A 16,819-nucleotide genomic window follows, 5' to 3' on the forward strand; every position below is an offset into this window, starting at 1 on the left:
CACGATATTCGCTGCAAGGGTGACCTCGTACGCCTTCACCTCCCGACACGTGTCCCTCGCTCTGCTGGCCACGACGCTGGCCGTCGCCGCCTGCCAGGGGGCGCCGACAGCTCCGGAGTCCATGACCGTCACCGGCCGCCCGGCCGCGACCTCCAGCCCGAAGCCGTCCTGCGTGGACCGGGTCCTGGCGGGGATGAACGACACCCAGCGCGTGGGCCAGCTCTTCATGGGGGCGGCCAAACTGACCTCACCGCCGAAGGCGGACCTGGACGCGATGCGCGGCTACGCGGTCGGTTCCGTGTTCCTCGCGGGACGCAGCACGGCCGGGGTGAAGAAGACCCGCACCCTGGTCGACGGGCTGCAGAAGTCGCTCGGAGTGACGGTCGCGGGGCAGCGGGTCGGACTGCTGGTCTCCACGGACCAGGAGGGCGGCCAGGTGCAGGTCCTCAAGGGCCCCGGCTTCTCCACCATCCCGAGCGGGAAGACGCAGGGCACGTGGTCCACCGCCACGCTGCGCAAGCGGGCGGAGGGCTGGGCCAAGGAGCTCAAGAGCGCCGGCGTGAACGTCAACCTGGCCCCGGTCGCCGACGTCGTCCCCGCCTCGATCGGCACCGCGAACGCCCCCATCGGCCGCTACGGCCGCCAGTTCGGCTCGACGTCCACCGTGGTGTCCCCGCACGTCACGGCATACGTCCAGGGCTCCAAGACGGCCGGGGTGCTGACCACGCCCAAGCACTTCCCGGGCCTGGGCAGCGTCAAGGGCAACACCGACACGACCGCCTCGGTGACGGACACGACGCTGACCCGCACGGGCGCCAACATCGCCCCCTTCCGCGCGGGCATCTCCGCGGGCGCCGGGCTGGTGATGATCTCCCTGGCGACGTACAAGCGGATCGACCCCGATCACAAGGCGGTGTACTCCTCGCTGATCGTCGATCAGACGCTCCGCCACGACCTGGGCTTCAAGGGCGTCATCATCTCGGACGACCTGGGCAAGGCGGCCTCGGCGCAGAACATGGCCGTCGGCAAGCGCGCCCTCGCCTTCCTCCGGGCCGGCGGCGACCTCGTCCTGACCGTCGACCCCAAGGGCATCCCCGCGATGGCCGAGGGCATCCGCTCCGGGATGCGGAACGACCCGAAGGTGCGCACCCTGGTCCAGAACAGCGCCCGGCGGGTGCTGACGGCCAAGCAGGCCGCGGGCGCGCTGCGCTGCACCGGCTGACACCTCGGCGCCGGCCCTCCACCGCACGCGCCGGCGCCACGCTGTGGCCGGACCGGCCGTACTCGTCACAGGGCCGACGGTGACGGCGCGTGAGGTCCGTCGTGGGATGTCCGGCGGAGCGTGGCGCCCCGGGACGGAGGCCGGATCGCCACCCGGGGGACCGGCCGGGATGGCGGTACGGGCCCCGGCGGTGGCAGTGTCTGAGGCATGGAGCACCTCACGCGGTCGCATGTCGTACAGCGCTGGCTCGCCCGCCTGGCGCTGGCCGCGGCGGGGGCCGCCGTGGCGCTGCCGCTGGTCGTCGCGGGGCTGCGCAGCATCGCGCTGGTGGCCGCGGCGCTGGGCGGCACCGCGGTGACGGCGGCGGGGGCGTGGTGGGTGCTGACCCGGCGCGGCGTGGTGCGGGCACTGGCCGTACTGCTGACCGTGGTGACCCCGCTGGCCGTCCTCGCCTACTACGACCGGGCCAATCTGCTCTGGGTCGTGGTCAGCTCGCTCGCCCTGTGGGCGCTGGCCGTCGCCGCCGGGCGCAACGCGGTGCGCGCCACCCGGGCGCACGAGGCACGGCTGCGGGAACGGATGGCCGCCCGGCCGCGCCGGCCGTTCCTGATCATGAACCCGCGCTCCGGCGGCGGCAAGGTCGGCACGTTCGGTCTGCGGGAGAAGGCGGAGGCACTGGGCGCCCGGGTCGTCCTGCTCGACCCGGACCATCCGCAGGACGTCGCGGAACTGGCCCGGCGGGCCGCGGACGAGGGCGCCGACCTGCTCGGCGTGGCCGGCGGGGACGGTACGCAGGCGCTGGTGGCCGGGGTCGCCGCCGAGCGCGGACTGCCGTTCCTGGTCATCTGCGCGGGCACCCGCAACCACTTCGCCATGGACTTGGGCCTGGACCGCGCCGACCCGGCGGCCTGCCTCGACGCGCTCCGGGACGGCGTGGAGTTGCGGGTCGACCTCGGCTACGTGGGCGACCGGCCCTTCGTCAACAACGTGTCGTTCGGCGCCTACGCGGCCGTCGTGCAGAGCCCCGCCTACCGGGACGACAAGGTCGGCACCATCCTGGAACTCCTGCCCGACCTGCTGACCCACCGGGCCGGGCCCCGGCTGACGGCGACGGCCGGGGACACCGTCATCGACGAGCCGCAGGCGGTGCTGGTGAGCAACAACCCGTACCGCACCGACGACCCAGCCGGGCTCGGCCGCCGCGACCGTCTGGACACGGGCCTGCTGGGGGTGCTCGGCGTCACGGTCGACAACGCCGCCCAGGCCGCGGGGCTGCTGATGGGCCCGCGGGTCGCCTCCGGGCTCACCGTGGCGACGGCGCGGGAGGTGGTGACCACGGCCGACGCCGACGAGATCGACGCGGGCGTGGACGGCGAGGCGCTCGTGCTGCCCACACCCGTGCGCTGCCGGATCAGCCACGGAGCGCTGCGGGTGCGGGTGCCCCGCCACCGCCCCGGTGTGCCGGCGACGGGCGTGCGCACGGACTGGCGGCGGCTGCGGAAGCTCGCGCTGACCATGGGCCGCACCGCCGCCGGACGCCCGGAGCGGCCGGGCGCCTGACCAGGCCCAGCGCCTGATCGGGCCGGTGGCCCCGGCGATGCGGAGACCCCCACCGGCGCCGGTGTTCCCGAGCTCGCGACCGATCCCGTCCCCGTACACACGTGCGCGCAGATCAGCGGCCGCGCGGCCAAAACCAGCGCCGCACGGGCCGCACCGCGACCGGACCCCCGGACCGCCCGGGTTGGCCCAGCACCTGATCAGGCCGGTGGCCCCGGCGACGCGGAGACCCGCGCCGCCACCGGCTGCCCAGACGGGCTCAGCGCCTGATCAGGCCGAAGTCGCGGACCACCGAACCGGGCTGGAGCACGACCCGGCGGCGCCGGGGCTCCCGGGCCTGCGGACCGGTCACTCCCCCGCCCCCCACGAACACAACCGGCCACCGCACACCGGAAACCCACATCACACACGGACCGCACCACACCGCCCGCCCGAAACGACCCGGCGGCCGGCCGCAGCGCACATCCGCCCACGACCGGCCACCCTCACGCGGCTCAACGCCTGATCAGGCTGGAATCCCGCACCACCAGCTCCGGCTGGAGGACGACCCGCCGGTGCCGGTGCTCCCGGGCCTGCGGACCGGTCTCCTCCAGCAGCATCCCGGCGGCGAGCGCGCCCATGCCGACGGCGGGCTGCCGCACGGAGGTCAGCGGCACGGCCGCGGCCGCCGCGAACTCGATGTCGTCGTAGCCGACGATGGCCATCTCGCCGGGGACGTCCACCCCCGCCGCGTACAGCGCCTGCAGCACCCCGAGGGCGAGCAGGTCGTTGGCGCAGAACACGGCGGTCGGCCGCTCCGGGAGGCCGAGCAGCCGGTGCCCCGCGTCCCGTCCGGCCTCCACGTCCAGCCGCTCGGTGGGCAGTTCCCGCAGGGTCTCCGGCGGCAGCCCGGCCTCGGCCAGGGCCGCGAGCGCGCCGGCACGGCGGTCCCGGACCTGGTGCAGATGGGACGGCCCGGAGACGTACGCGATGCGCCGGTGCCCGGCGGCCGCCAGGTGGCCGACGGCCATCCGGCCGCCGGCCACGTCGTCCACCGACACCGAGCACTCGGCGCTGCCCGCCGCGACCCGGTCGACGAGGACGAAGGGGATGCGGTGCCGCCGGAAGGCGGCGAGGTTGCCGCCGTCGGCGTCGGCCGGCGTCACCAGCACCCCGCGCACCCGCTGCTCCGCGAAGAGCGACAGGTACGCGGCCTCCTCCTGCGGGTTCTGCGCGCTGTTGCAGACCATGACGCCCAGCCCCGCCTCCCGGGCCGCCCGTTCCGCGCCGCGTGCCACGTCGACGAAGAACGGGTTGCCCATGTCGAGTACGAGCAGGGCCATGATCCTGCTGCGGCCCGCCCGCAACTGCCGGGCGGACTCGCTGCGTACGTACCCCAGCCGGGCGATGGCGCGCTGCACGCGGACCCGGGTCGCCTCGGGGACCGCGTCCGGCCGGTTGATCACGTTGGAGACCGTGCCCACGGACACCCCCGCCTCACGGGCGACGTCCTTGATCCCCACCGCGCGGCCCTTCTCCGCCACGCCCGGACTCTCAGAACTTGAACTGGTCGATGTTGTCCTTGGTGAACACGGTCGGCTTGCCGAGCACCACCACACCGTCCTTGCCGATGGTGTAGCTGCCCATGTCGCCGGCCTTGAAGGTCTGCCCCTCCGCGCCGGAGATCTGGCCGGAGGCCAGGGCGACGGCGGCGTACGAGGCGAGCGCGCCGAGCTTGGCCGGGTCCCACAGCTCGAAGGCGTCGACGGTGCCGTTCTTGACGTAGGCGCGCATGTCGTTGGGGGTGCCCAGGCCGGTCAGCTTGACCTTGCCCTTGTACTTGGAGCCCGCCAGGTACTGCGCGGCGGCCTTGATGCCGACGGTGGTCGGGGAGATGATGCCCTTCAGGTTGGGGTACTGCTGGAGCAGGCCCTGGGTCTGCTGGAAGGACTGCTGGGCGTCGTCGTTGCCGTAGGCGACCTTGACCAGCTTGACGTCCTTGTACTTGGGGTCCTTGAGCTCGTCCTTCATGAAGTCGATCCAGGTGTTCTGGTTCGTGGCGGTCTGCGCCGCCGAGAGGATCGCGATCTCGCCCTTGTAGCCGATCTGCTCGGCGAGCAGCTGCACCTCGGTGCGGCCCAGGTCCTCGGAGCTGGCCTGCGAGACGAACAGGTCGCGGCACTCGGGCTTGGTGTCCGAGTCGTAGGTGACGACCTTGATGCCGTTCTTGCGGGCCTGGTTGAGCGAGGTGCACAGCGCGCCCGGGTCCTGCGCGGAGACGGCGATCGCGTCGACCTGCTGCTGGGTCAGGGTGTTGACGTAGCTCACCTGGCCGGCGGTGTCGGTGCCGCTGCTGGTGCCGACCTCCTTGTAGGAGGAGCCGAGCGCGTCCAGCGCCTGCTTGCCGCCGCCGTCCGCGATGGTGAAGTACGGGTTGTTGACCTGCTTGGGCAGGAAGGCGACGGTCAGGCCCTTCTTGGTCGCCGCGTTGGGGTCGGCCGAGGCGGACGCCTTGGCGCCGCCGCCGCTGTCCTTGGAGGAGTTCTTGGTGGTACCGCCGCAGGCCGTGGCGCCGAGCGCGACGGCCGCGGTCACGGCGACGACGACGGTGGCACGACGGGTGAGGGTTCTGCTGGACATGGTGATCCTTTCGCTGCCGGGCGGGCGCCGGAGTGAGGACGGGGTGAGTGCGGGGGTGTGGTGCCGTGTGACGCGTGCGGGGGGAAGGTGGGGAATCAGGAGGCGGCGAGCGCCGCGGGGCCCTTGTCGGAGGACCGCCGGCGCGCTCTCGCCTGCGCGATCTGGCGGCCGACCCTGGGGGCGAGGACGGAGATCACCAGGAGCACGCCGGTGACGACGATCTGGGACTGGGCCGAGACGTTGAGCAGGCTCATGACGTTCTGGCCCGCGCCGAGCAGGAACACCCCGGCGATCGCGCCGCCCAGAGTGCCCTTGCCGCCGTCGAAGTCGATGCCGCCGAGCAGGACGCCCGCGATGACGGAGAGCTCCAGGCCGGTGGCGTTGTCGTAGCGGGCGCTGGCGTAGTGCAGTGCCCAGAAGACGCCGGTGAGGGAGGAGATCAGACCGGTCGTCACGAACATCGCCAGCTTCAGCCGGCGCACCCGCACCCCCGCGAACCGGGCCGCCTCCTCCGAGGCGCCGACGGCGAACAGGGAGCGGCCCACCGGGGTCGCGTGCAGCACGAGGACGGCGATCAGCAGCAGGACGGCGAAGGGGATCGCCGCGTACGGGATGAAGGTGCCGTCGATCCGGCCGGCGCCGAAGTCGAGGTACTGCTGCGGGAAGTCGGTGACGGAGTCGGCGCCGAGCACGATCTGCGCGATGCCGCGGTAGGCGGCCAGCGTGCCGATGGTGACGGCGAGCGAGGGCAGGCCGAGCCGGGTCACGAGCAGGCCGTTGACCAGGCCGCACAGCGCGCCGAGGAGCAGGCAGAGCGGGATGATCGTCTCGATCGCCATGCCGCCGTTCCACAGCGCGCCCATCACGGCGCCGGACAGGCCCGCCGTCGACCCGACGGACAGGTCGATCTCACCGGAGACCACGAGCATCGTCATCGGCAGCGCGATGAGCGCGATCGGCAGGGTGTTGCCGATCAGGAAGGACACGTTCAGGGCGTTGCCGAAGTTCTCCACGAAGGAGAAGGAGCAGATCAGCAGGACGACGAGCAGGGCGCCGACCGCGGTGTCCCAGCGCACCGCGCCGCCGAGGCGGGCGAGCGGGGCGGGGGCCTTGGTGGTCTCAGGCATGGTGGGCACTCCTCATCTGTGCGGCCCGCTTGCGGAGGACGCCGGCCACCCGCAGCGCCACGATCCGGTCGACGGCGATGGCGAGCAGAAGCAGGACGCCGTCGATGGCCAGCACCCACACCGAGCTGACGCCGATGGAGGGCAGGACGCTGTTGATCGAGGTCAGCAGCAGGGCGCCGAGCGCGGCCCCGTACACGGTGCCGGAGCCGCCGGTGAAGGCGACGCCGCCGACCACCACGGCGCTGACGACGGTCAGTTCGTAGCCGTTGCCCGTACCGGAGTCGACGTTGCCGAAGCGGGCGAGGTAGAGCGCGCCGGCGAGTCCGGCGAGCGCCCCGCACACCACGTAGGCGGTCAGGATCCGCTTGCGGACCGGGACGCCGGCCAGCCGTGCGGCCTCCGGGCTGGAGCCCAGCGCGTACAGGTCGCGGCCGCCGCGGTAGCTGCGCAGGTAGTAGCCGGCCGCGACCAGCACCGCGAGCGTCAGCAGGGCGAGGTAGGGGATCACCGACAGGCCGTCGTGGCCGAAGTCGACGAAGCTCGCCGGCAGGTCGTTCGCGGTGATCTGGCGGGAGCCGACCCAGATGGAGTCGATGCCGCGGATGATGTAGAGCGTGCCCAGTGTCACCACCAGCGCCGGGACTTGACCGAGGCTCACCAGCAGGCCGTTGAGCAGGCCGAAGAGCACGCCGAGCGCGACCGCGATGAGCACGGCGACCAGCGGGTTGCCGCCGCCGTGCAGATAGGTGCCGGCGGCGAAGGCCGATATGCCGAGCACCGAGCCGACCGACAGGTCGACATTGCGGGTGATCACGACCATGGCCTGGCCGACGGCGACCAGCACGAGGATGGTGGCGTTCAGCAGAAGGTCCTTGACGCCCTGCTGGGAGAGGAACTCGCTGTTGTAGATCTGCGTCGCGGCCAGCATGACCACGAGCACGGCGAGCACGGCGAGCGCCCGCAGTTTGAGCACCCGGTCCAGGAAGCGGCGGGACGCGGGCGGTTCGTCCGCGGCGAGCTGCTGCGGGGTGTCGGCGGTCACGGTCACGCCGCCCTCCTCACGCGGCCGGTGGCCGCCGCCATCACGGATTCCTCGGTCGCCTCCGACCGGGGGATCTCGGCCGTCAGCCGTCCCTCGTGCATCACCAGGACGCGGTCCGCCATGCCGAGGATCTCCGGCAGGTCGGAGGAGATCATCAGTACGGCCACGCCCTCCGAGGCGAGCCGTGACAGCAGCCGGTGGACCTCGGCCTTGGTGCCGACGTCGATGCCGCGGGTGGGCTCGTCGACGATGAGCACCTCCGGCGCGGTGGCGAGCCACTTGGCGAGGACGACCTTCTGCTGGTTGCCGCCGGAGAGGGTGCCGACGACGTCGGCCAGCCGGGCGTACTTCACCTGGAGCCGGACGGCCCAGTCCAGGGCGCGGCTGCGCTCGGCGCGACGGCTCATCAGACCGCCCTTGGTGGTGGCCCCGAAGCCGGTGAGGCCGATGTTGCGCTCGATGGACATGTCCATCACCAGGCCCTGGGCGCGGCGGTCCTCGGGGACCAGCGCGATCCCGGCGGCCATGGCCAGGCTGGGCGCGCCGCCGCGCAGCGGCTTGCCGTCGACGACGACCTCTCCGGCGTCCCGGCGGTCCACGCCGAAGATCGCCCGGGCGACCTCGCTGCGTCCGGCGCCGACGAGTCCGGCCAGACCCACGATCTCGCCGCGGCGCACCTCGAACGAGACGTCGGTGAAGACGCCTTCGCGGGTCAGCCGGCGCACGCTGAGCGCGACCTCGCCGATCTCGGCGTCCTGCTTGGGGTAGAGCTCGTCGAGGTCGCGGCCGACCATGCGGCGCACGAGGTCGTCCTCGGTCAGCCCGTCGAGCGGCTCGCTGGCGATCCACGCGCCGTCCCGCAGGGTGGTGACCCGCTGGCAGAGGGCGAATATCTCCTCGAGGCGGTGGGAGATGAAGAGCACCGCGGCGCCCTGCTCGCGCAGGGACTTGACGACGCCGAACAGCCGGGCGACCTCGCTGCCGGTGAGCGCGGCGGTCGGCTCGTCCATGATCAGCACGCGGGCGTCGAAGGAGAGCGCCTTGGCGATCTCGACCAACTGCTGGTCGGCGATGGACAGTCCGCGGGCCGGCTGCTCGGGGTCGAGGTCCACGCCCAGGCGGCGGAAGAGATCGGCCGCGGCCTCGCGCACGGCCTTGTGGTCGACCCGGCCGAGCGAACGGCGGGGCTGGCGGCCGACGAAGATGTTCTCGGCCACCGACAGGTCGGGGAAGAGCGTGGGCTCCTGGTAGATGACGGCGACCCCCGCGTCACGGGCGTCCCCCGGGCCGTGGAACTCCACGGGCCGGCCGTCGAGCAGCACGGTGCCCGTGTCCGGGCGGTGCACACCCGCCAGTGTCTTGATCAGCGTCGACTTGCCGGCGCCGTTCTCGCCCGCCAGGGCGTGGGCTTCGCCGGCGTGGAGCCGGAGCGACACGCCGCGCAAAGCGCGAACGGCACCGAAGGACTTGCTCACCCCCTCGAGCGCGAGCACCGGAGTGGTCTCCGGTTCGGGGTGCGTCATTGCGCCCTCCTGCTATGAAATGTTTCAACGGAGTTGCCGGGAAGCTAGCCCCGCCCCGCGAAGGCGTCAAGGGTCGCCGCCTCCGCCGCCTGACCTGCACCCTCACGAAACCCGCAGGTAACGCGCCGGATCATGCCGCTCGAACAGCGACAACGCGCTTTTGCGGCATGGATGACACGATTCAATAACGGGGATCGAGACCGGCAGACCTCTTGACGCCCACCCGTGGACGTGGATAGCTTCACAGCCGAATGAATCGATTCACTGGAAGCCGGTTCACTGAGCCGATTCACCGAGCCATCCGAGGTGGACATGCCTGACTTCGCAGCCGTCAAGGCCGCACTCACAGCCCAGCGGATCGAGACGCCGTCCTGGGGTTACGGCAATTCCGGCACCCGTTTCAAGGTCTTCGCCCAGGCCGGGGTGCCCCGTGACCCGTACGAGAAGCTGGACGACGCGGCCAAGGTGCACGAGTTCACCGGCGTCGCCCCCAAGGTGGCCCTGCACATCCCCTGGGACAAGGTGGAGGACTACGCCGCGCTCGCCGCCCACGCCAAGGACCGCGGCCTGGAGTTGGGCGCGATCAACTCCAACGTCTTCCAGGACGACGACTACAAGCTCGGCAGCGTCTGCCACCCCGACCCCCGCGTCCGCCGCAAGGCCACGGACCACCTGCTCGAGTGCGTCGACATCATGGACGCCACCGGCTCCCGCGACCTCAAGCTCTGGTTCTCCGACGGGACCAACTACCCCGGTCAGGACGACATCGTGGGGCGCCAGGAGCGTCTCGCCGAGGCCCTGGCCGAGGTGTACGAGCGGCTCGGCGACGACCAGCGGATGCTGCTGGAGTACAAGCTCTTCGAGCCGGCGTTCTACACCACCGACGTCCCGGACTGGGGCACCGCCTACGCGCACTGCCTCAAGCTCGGCCCCAAGGCGCAGGTCGTCGTCGACACCGGCCACCACGCCCCGGGCACCAACATCGAGTTCATCGTCGCCTTCCTGCTGAGCCAGGGGAAGCTCGGCGGGTTCGACTTCAACTCCCGCTTCTACGCCGACGACGACCTGATGGTCGGAGCCGCCGACCCGTTCCAGCTCTTCCGGATCCTGCACGAGGTCGCCAAGAACGGCGGCTTCGAGACCGCGACGAACGTGGCCTTCATGCTCGACCAGTGCCACAACATCGAGGCCAAGATCCCCGCGGTCATCCGCTCGGTGATGAACGTCCAGGAGGCCACCGCCAAGGCCCTCCTCGTCGACCTCGACGCCCTGGGCGCGGCGCAGCGCTCCGGTGACGTGCTCGCCGCCAACGCCGTGCTGATGGACGCCTACAACACCGATGTGCGCCCGCTGCTGCGCGAGGTGCGCGAGGAGCGGGGCCTGGCCCCCGACCCCGTCGCCGCCTACCACGCCTCCGGCTGGCAGGAGCACATCGTCGCCGACCGCGTCGGCGGCACCCAGGCCGGCTGGGGCGCGTAGCCCCCGTACGCCCCCGTACCTCCCCCTCCCGAAGGACACCTCCATGGCACCCGCCACCCACCCGGAAGTCGCCGCCCTGCTGGAGCGCGCCCACCGCCTGGGCGCCGACCCGCGCAACACCAACTACGCCGGCGGCAACGCCTCCGCCAAGGCCGCCGCCACCGACCCCGTCACCGGCGGCTCCGTGGACCTGATGTGGGTCAAGGGCTCGGGCGGCGACCTGGGTACCCTCACCGAGGCCGGGCTCGCCATCCTGCGGCTGGACCGGCTGCGCGCCCTCGGCGCCGTCTACCCCGGCCCCGAGCGCGAGGACGAGATGGTCGCGGCGTTCGACTACTGCCTGCACGGCAAGGGCGGCGCCGCGCCCTCCATCGACACCGCCATGCACGGCCTCGTCGACGCCGCCCATGTCGACCACCTGCACCCCGACTCGGGGATCGCGCTGGCCTGCGCGGCCGACGGCGAGAAGCTCACCCAGGAGTGCTTCGGCGACAAGGTCGCCTGGGTGCCGTGGCGCCGCCCCGGCTTCCAACTGGGCCTGGACATCGCCGCCATCAAGGAGGCCAACCCGCAGGCCGTCGGCGTGATCCTCGGCGGCCACGGCATCACCGCCTGGGGCGACACCTCCGAGGAGTGCGAGCGCAACGCGCTGTGGATCATCCGCACCGCCGAGGAGTTCCTGGAGGGCCACGGCCGGCAGGACCCGTTCGGCGCGCCGCTGCCCGGCTGGGAGCCGCTGCCGGAGGCCGAGCGCCGGGCCCGCGCCGCCGCGCTCGCCCCGGTCCTGCGGGCCATCGCCTCCCAGGACCGGCCGCAGGTCGGCCACTTCACCGACTCCGCGCCCGTCCTGGACTTCCTCGCGCACGCGGAGCACCCCCGGCTGGCCGCGCTCGGCACCTCCTGCCCCGACCACTTCCTGCGCACCAAGGTCCGCCCGCTCGTCCTCGACCTGCCCCCGACGGCCCCGCTCGAGGACGCCGTGGCCCGGCTGGAGGAGCTGCACGCCGCCTACCGCGCCGACTACCAGGCGTACTACGACCGGCACGCCACCGCGGACTCCCCCGCCATCCGCGGCGCCGACCCGGCGATCGTCCTCGTGCCGGGCGTCGGCATGTTCAGCTACGGCAAGGACAAGCAGACCGCCCGCGTGGCGGGCGAGTTCTACGTCAACGCGATCAACGTGATGCGCGGGGCCGAGGCGGTCTCGACGTACGCCCCCATCGACGAGGCGGAGAAGTTCCGCATCGAGTACTGGTCGCTGGAGGAGGCCAAGCTCCAGCGGATGCCGAAGCCCAAGCCGCTGGCCACCCGCATCGCCCTGGTGACCGGAGCCGGCTCGGGCATCGGCAAGGCCATCGCGCACCGCCTGGTGGCGGAGGGCGCCTGCGTGGTCGTCGCCGACCTCGACGCGGAGAACGCGCGAGCCGTCGCGGAGGAACTCGGCGGCCCGGACCGGGCGGTCGCGGTCACCGCGGACGTGACCAGCGAGGAGGCCATCCGCGCCGCCTTCGACGAGGCCCTGCTGGCCTTCGGCGGAGTGGACCTGGTGGTCAACAACGCGGGCATCTCGATCTCCAAGCCGCTGCTGGAGACCACCGCCCGCGACTGGGACCTCCAGCACGACATCATGGCCCGCGGCTCCTTCCTCGTCTCCCGCGAGGCGGCCCGCATCCTGATCGCGCAGAAGCTCGGCGGCGACATCGTCTACATCGCCTCCAAGAACGCGGTCTTCGCCGGCCCCAACAACATCGCCTACTCCGCGACCAAGGCCGACCAGGCGCACCAGGTGCGGCTGCTGGCGGCCGAGCTCGGCGAGCACGGCATCCGGGTCAACGGCGTCAACCCCGACGGCGTCGTGCGGGGCTCCGGCATCTTCTCCTCCGGCTGGGGCGCCCAGCGCGCCGCGACGTACGGGGTGCCGGAGGAGAAGCTCGGCGAGTTCTACGCCCAGCGCACCATCCTCAAGCGCGAGGTGCTCCCCGAGCACGTCGCCAACGCGGTCTTCGCCCTGACCGGCGGAGACCTGACCCACACCACAGGTCTGCACGTCCCGGTCGACGCGGGCGTGGCCGCGGCGTTCCTGCGCTGACGCCGGGCACCACCTGCGGGGGAGCCGGCCGACCGGCTCCCCCGCACCCGTACCCCCCCCACCGACCGCACCCGTCGCTCCGACCCGAACGACCAGAACACGAGGGGCCCACGTGCCATTCGCCGCCATCGACCTCGGCGCCACCAGCGGCCGCGTCATCCTCGGCCGGGTGGGCCCGGACCACCTCGACCTGGAGGAGGTGCACCGCTTCGCCAACCCGCCCGTACGGCTCCCCACCGGCCTGCACTGGGACGTGCTCGCCCTGTTCCGGGAGAGCCTGGACGGCCTGCGCCTGGCGGCCCGGGCCGGGGACGGCGTGACGTCGGTCGGCATCGACAGCTGGGCGGTCGACTACGGACTGCTCGACGCGGACGGCGCCCTGCTCGGGGTCCCCCACCACTACCGCGACACCCGGACCGAGCACGTCGCCGACCGGGTCAGGGACGCCATCGGCCCGCAGGAGCTGTACGGCGTCACCGGGCTGCAGCACCTGCCCTTCAACACGGTCTTCCAGCTCGCGGCGGCCCGTGAGGGGGCGCAGTTCGCCGCCGCGAGGACGCTGCTGATGATCCCCGACCTGCTCACCCACTGGCTCACCGGCAGCATCGGCGCCGAGGAGACGAACGCCTCCACCACCGGCCTCTTCGACGCCCGCACCGCGTCCTGGTCGAGGGAGCTCCTCGACCGGCTCGGCATCGCGCCGCGGCTGCTGCCGCCGCTGCGCCGCCCGGGCACCCCCGCCGGCACCCTGCTGCCCCATGTGGCCGCGCACACGGGGCTGCCCGCCGAGACACCCGTCGTCACCGTCGCCTCGCACGACACCGCCTCCGCGGTCGCCGCCGTCCCGGCCACCGGGCCGCACTTCGCCTACATCTCCTGCGGCACCTGGTCCCTGGCCGGCCTGGAGCTGGACGCCCCGGTCCTCACGGAGGCCTCGCGGCTCGCCAACTTCACCAATGAGCGGGGCATCGACGGCACCGTCCGCTACCTCCGCAACATCATGGGCATGTGGCTGCTGGAGGAGTGCCGCCGCACGTGGGAGCAGCGCCGGGAGGGACTGCCCCTGGAGGACCTGCTCGCCGCGGCCGCCGCCGCGGAGCCCTTCGCCGCCCTCATCGACCCGGACGACCCGGTCTTCCTGACGCCGGGTGACATGCCCGGCCGGATCCGCGCCTACTGCCTGCGCACCGGTCAGGAACCTCCGGCGTCGCACGGCGCCGTCGTCCGCTGCATCCTGGAGAGCCTCGCGCTGGCCCACCGCCGCGCCCTGCGCGAGGCGGCGGACCTCGCCGGACGGGACATCCACCGCGTCCACCTGGTCGGTGGCGGCTCGCGCAACGAACTGCTCTGCCGGTTCACCGCCGACGCCACGGGGCTCCCGGTCGTCGCCGGCCCCACCGAGGCCACGGCCCTGGGCAACATCCTCGTCCAGGCCCGCGCCCACGGCTCCATCGGCGACGGCCCGGACGGACTGGCGGCGATGCGGGCGCTGGTCGCGGCCACCCAGCCGCTGCGGACGTACGAGCCGGACGGGGACGGCCGCGCCTGGGACGCGGCGGCGGCGCGCCTGGCCGGGCTCGCCCCGGCGCGACGGCCGTAGCTGTGGTCGGTGGTGGTTCGGCTGTCCCGCCGTTTCGCTCCCTTCGGTCGCAAGGCGGCCGGCTGCGGATGGGAGGGTGGGGGCGGGGCCCTCGTGGCGGTGTGCGGGTGAGTGCGTGACCGGGGTTCAGGCGCCGGAGCGGGGCCGGTTGTTCATGGGCGCAGGTCTCGTCGCCGTCCGCGCGTATAGATGGCCGGTGACCACGCCCACCGTTCGTGGGTGGCGCGCCCGCCGTAACCGGCGTCTGCGGGTAATTCCCCTACAGGGATTGGGCTCGGCAGGTGGCTTTCCGAGATCGGGCTCTGTTTCGCCGACATATTCGGTGAAAGCGGGCCCGATCTTCTGCGGCTCAAAGATCGGGCTCTGTTCCGCCGACTATGTCGGCGAAAGCGAGCCCAATGTCCCGTCAACGGCTCGACAGCACCCCGAAGCAGCCGCAGACGCCGGTCACGGCGGGCGCGCCCACCACCGGCAGTAGGCGTGGAAGCGGCCATCTATACCCGCGGACGGCAACGAGACCCCAGCCACCGGTAAGGCCATCCGCTCCGGCGCCTGAACCCCCACCACGCACCCACCCGCACACCGCCACGAGGGCCCCGGCCCCCACCCTCCCATCCGCAGCCCGCCGCACTGCGACCGAAGGGAGCGAGACGGCGAGACAGCCGCACACCGACAGAACCCGCAGGGCTACACGCCCGTGGTGCCGTCGGCCAGCTCTCGCAGGAGGTCGAGGTGGCCGTTGTGGCGGGAGGTCTCCTCGATCAGGTGCAGCAGGATCCACCGCAGGTTCGGGTGCCGGCCGTCTCTGATCGGGCGCTTGGCGGCGGTGTCCAGGTCGTGCCCGGCGACGAGTTCGCGGTACCGGGTGGTGTGCGCCTCGTAGTCGGCCAGCAGCTCGGCGAGGGGGATGTCCACGGCGATCCGCATCTCGCGGTCGGGATCCTCCTCCGTCCAGGGGCCCTCGTCCTCACCGCCGAGGAACACCACCTCGAACCAGTAGTACTCCACCCAGCGGAGGTGGTTGATCAGCCCGCTGAGCGTCATCAGGGGGGAACCCGGGAGCGGAGCGCTGCGGGCGTGTTCGGGCGAGACGCCCTCACACTTGGCGCGGGCGGTGTCCCGGGCGTAGTCGAGGAGGGTCGTCAGCGAGGAGCGCTCGTCCCATGCGGGCGGCGTGTCGGTTCGAGTCATCGGCGGAATGCTCCCGGGAGAGCGGCGGCACGTCCACCGATTAACCGCGAGCAAGAGCCGGACCATCGGTCCCGGTGACCAGCCGACCCGTACAACGCCTGCGGACGGCCGCGGTCGCCGAGGGGCGCGTGGGGCGAGCCTTCGAGACGGCCCGCGCGTACGGGTCGGCCGCCTCCGTGGCCGTGATGCCGGGGGCCGCGGCGGTCACCGCCCGTTCCGGGCTCACGACCGGCGTGGCCGAAGTCGCCGCGGTCGCCGCCGTCAGTGCGGCGGCATCCGCGGAGGCGGCGGTGTGGATCGCGGCGGACCGTAGAGCGCGGCCAGTTCCCGCGCCGACCGCGCGAGCAGCTCCCGCAGCGGTGCCGGCGCCAGAACTTCGAGGTCCGCGCCGAGCCTGAGGAACTCGCCGTGCGCGTGGGCGACCGACTCGACGGGCACGCGGGCGCGGATCCAGCCGTCCTGCTCTCGCTCGCCCTCCTCGGCCACCGCCCGGGCCACGGCGCGCGACAACAGCGCGGGCAGCCGCTCGACGCCGGCCGGTGACACCCGGATCAGGGCCTGGTCCCGGTGGAGCCGCGCGTGGAACCCGGCGAGGTACTCCCGCCAGTACGCGGCGAGGTCGAAGCCGGGCGGGGGCGCGAACACCTCGTCGAGGGTGCGCACCTCGATCATCCGGTCGACGCGGTAGGTGCGCGGGTCGCTTCCGTCGTGGGCGACCACGTACCAGCGGCCCGCCTTCAGCACCAGCCCGTACGGCTCGAGCCTGCGGTCGGTCTCGGCGGGCTCGCGCCAGCGGCGGTAGCGCACCCGCACGGCCCGCCGGTTCCACACGGCGTCGGCCACCGCGGGCAGGTACGGCACCTGCTCCTCGGTGCCGTACCAGCCGGGCGCGTCCAGCAGGAAGCGCTCCCGTACGCGCTCCGCCCGCTCCCGCAGCGCAGGCGGCAGCGCGGCGCTGAACTTCAGCCGGGCCGCCGCCGCGGCCTCCCCGAGTCCCAGCTGTGCCGCCGGGTCGGGCAGCGCCGCCAGGAACCACGCCTGCGTCTCGTCGGCGGTCAGACCCGTGAGCCGGGTGTGGTAGCCGTCGAGCAGCCGGTAGCCGCCCTCGTGCCCGGCGTCGCCGTACAGCGGGATGCCCGCCTCGTGCAGCGACTGCACGTCGCGGTAGACCGTGCGGACGGACACCTCCAGCTCGTCCGCCAGCTGCGCGGCGGTCATCCGGCCCCGCGACTGGAGGAGCAGGAGGAGGGAGACGAGCCGGCTCGCGCGCATGGCGGCAGTATCGCCGCCGCCACCGACAGTGGCCGCGGGGCGGGCCCCGGCCGATTTGATGGCGCCCGGTGGAGCGCGCACCCTGGGGAGGTAGGCAC

12 protein-coding genes are annotated in these 16,819 nt (G+C 72.9%); 5 read left to right on the forward strand and 7 right to left on the reverse strand.

The genetic code is table 11. The annotated features are described in order from the left end of the window. Positions 1–19: 19 nt before the first annotated feature. Entirely contained in the window at positions 20–1,222 is a 1,203-nt protein-coding gene (locus AB0F62_RS07965; RefSeq protein ID WP_361793519.1) for a glycoside hydrolase family 3 N-terminal domain-containing protein, read from the forward strand. 207 nt (positions 1,223–1,429) lie between these two features. Beyond that, a complete protein-coding gene (locus AB0F62_RS07970) occupies positions 1,430–2,782 on the forward strand; it encodes a diacylglycerol kinase family protein (RefSeq protein WP_361793522.1) in 1,353 nt (450 codons plus the stop codon). A 491-nt stretch (positions 2,783–3,273) separates the two neighbouring features. Here the strand turns inward: AB0F62_RS07970 and AB0F62_RS07975 are convergent, their stop codons facing one another. The 5 genes from AB0F62_RS07975 to AB0F62_RS07995 all read right to left on the reverse strand — a co-directional run bounded on the left by AB0F62_RS07975 (position 3,274) and on the right by AB0F62_RS07995 (position 9,090). Continuing rightward, positions 3,274–4,302 (reverse strand): LacI family DNA-binding transcriptional regulator, encoded by a 1,029-nt coding sequence (locus AB0F62_RS07975; RefSeq protein WP_361793525.1) that lies wholly within the window; start codon positions 4,300–4,302, stop codon positions 3,274–3,276. Between the two features lie 10 nt (positions 4,303–4,312). After that, positions 4,313–5,398: a rhamnose ABC transporter substrate-binding protein gene (gene rhaS, locus AB0F62_RS07980; protein WP_361793528.1), complete on the reverse strand. Its 1,086-nt coding sequence runs from the start codon at positions 5,396–5,398 to the stop codon at positions 4,313–4,315. Between the two features lie 95 nt (positions 5,399–5,493). Continuing rightward, positions 5,494–6,525, reverse strand: a complete 1,032-nt coding sequence (locus tag AB0F62_RS07985) for an ABC transporter permease (RefSeq protein ID WP_361793531.1) — start codon at positions 6,523–6,525, stop codon at positions 5,494–5,496. Beyond that, positions 6,518–7,573 carry an ABC transporter permease gene (locus AB0F62_RS07990; protein ID WP_361793534.1) on the reverse strand — a complete coding sequence of 352 codons (1,056 nt, stop codon included), beginning with the start codon at positions 7,571–7,573 and terminating at the stop codon, positions 6,518–6,520. Before AB0F62_RS07990 ends, AB0F62_RS07985 begins: the two co-directional genes overlap by 8 nt. Beyond that, positions 7,570–9,090, reverse strand: coding sequence for a sugar ABC transporter ATP-binding protein (locus tag AB0F62_RS07995; protein WP_361793537.1), 1,521 nt, complete (start codon positions 9,088–9,090; stop codon positions 7,570–7,572). Before AB0F62_RS07995 ends, AB0F62_RS07990 begins: the two co-directional genes overlap by 4 nt. 312 nt (positions 9,091–9,402) lie before the next feature. On the opposite strand from AB0F62_RS07995, the gene rhaI reads away from it, so the two are divergent. The 3 genes from rhaI to AB0F62_RS08010 all read left to right on the forward strand — a co-directional run bounded on the left by rhaI (position 9,403) and on the right by AB0F62_RS08010 (position 14,258). Beyond that, positions 9,403–10,569: an L-rhamnose isomerase gene (rhaI, locus tag AB0F62_RS08000; RefSeq protein WP_361793540.1), complete on the forward strand. Its 1,167-nt coding sequence runs from the start codon at positions 9,403–9,405 to the stop codon at positions 10,567–10,569. A 43-nt stretch (positions 10,570–10,612) separates the two neighbouring features. Further along, the gene (locus AB0F62_RS08005) at positions 10,613–12,658 is read left to right on the forward strand and encodes a bifunctional aldolase/short-chain dehydrogenase (protein ID WP_361793543.1); all 2,046 of its coding nucleotides are present in this window, start codon (positions 10,613–10,615) and stop codon (positions 12,656–12,658) included. 112 nt (positions 12,659–12,770) lie between these two features. Then, positions 12,771–14,258, forward strand: coding sequence for a rhamnulokinase family protein (locus tag AB0F62_RS08010; RefSeq protein WP_361793546.1), 1,488 nt, complete (start codon positions 12,771–12,773; stop codon positions 14,256–14,258). Positions 14,259–14,945: 687 nt separating this feature from the next. Here AB0F62_RS08010 and AB0F62_RS08015 read toward each other — a convergent pair. Both AB0F62_RS08015 and AB0F62_RS08020 read right to left on the reverse strand, forming a co-directional pair. Further along, positions 14,946–15,449 (reverse strand): DinB family protein, encoded by a 504-nt coding sequence (locus AB0F62_RS08015; RefSeq protein WP_361793549.1) that lies wholly within the window; start codon positions 15,447–15,449, stop codon positions 14,946–14,948. A gap of 261 nt (positions 15,450–15,710) precedes the next feature. After that, complete coding sequence (locus tag AB0F62_RS08020) at positions 15,711–16,721, reverse strand: WYL domain-containing protein (protein ID WP_361793552.1); 1,011 nt, start codon at positions 16,719–16,721, stop codon at positions 15,711–15,713. Positions 16,722–16,819: the final 98 nt, after the last annotated feature.

Origin of the sequence: Streptomyces sp. NPDC026673, assembly GCF_040638135.1 — a bacterium.
Lineage (GTDB): Bacteria > Actinomycetota > Actinomycetes > Streptomycetales > Streptomycetaceae > Actinacidiphila.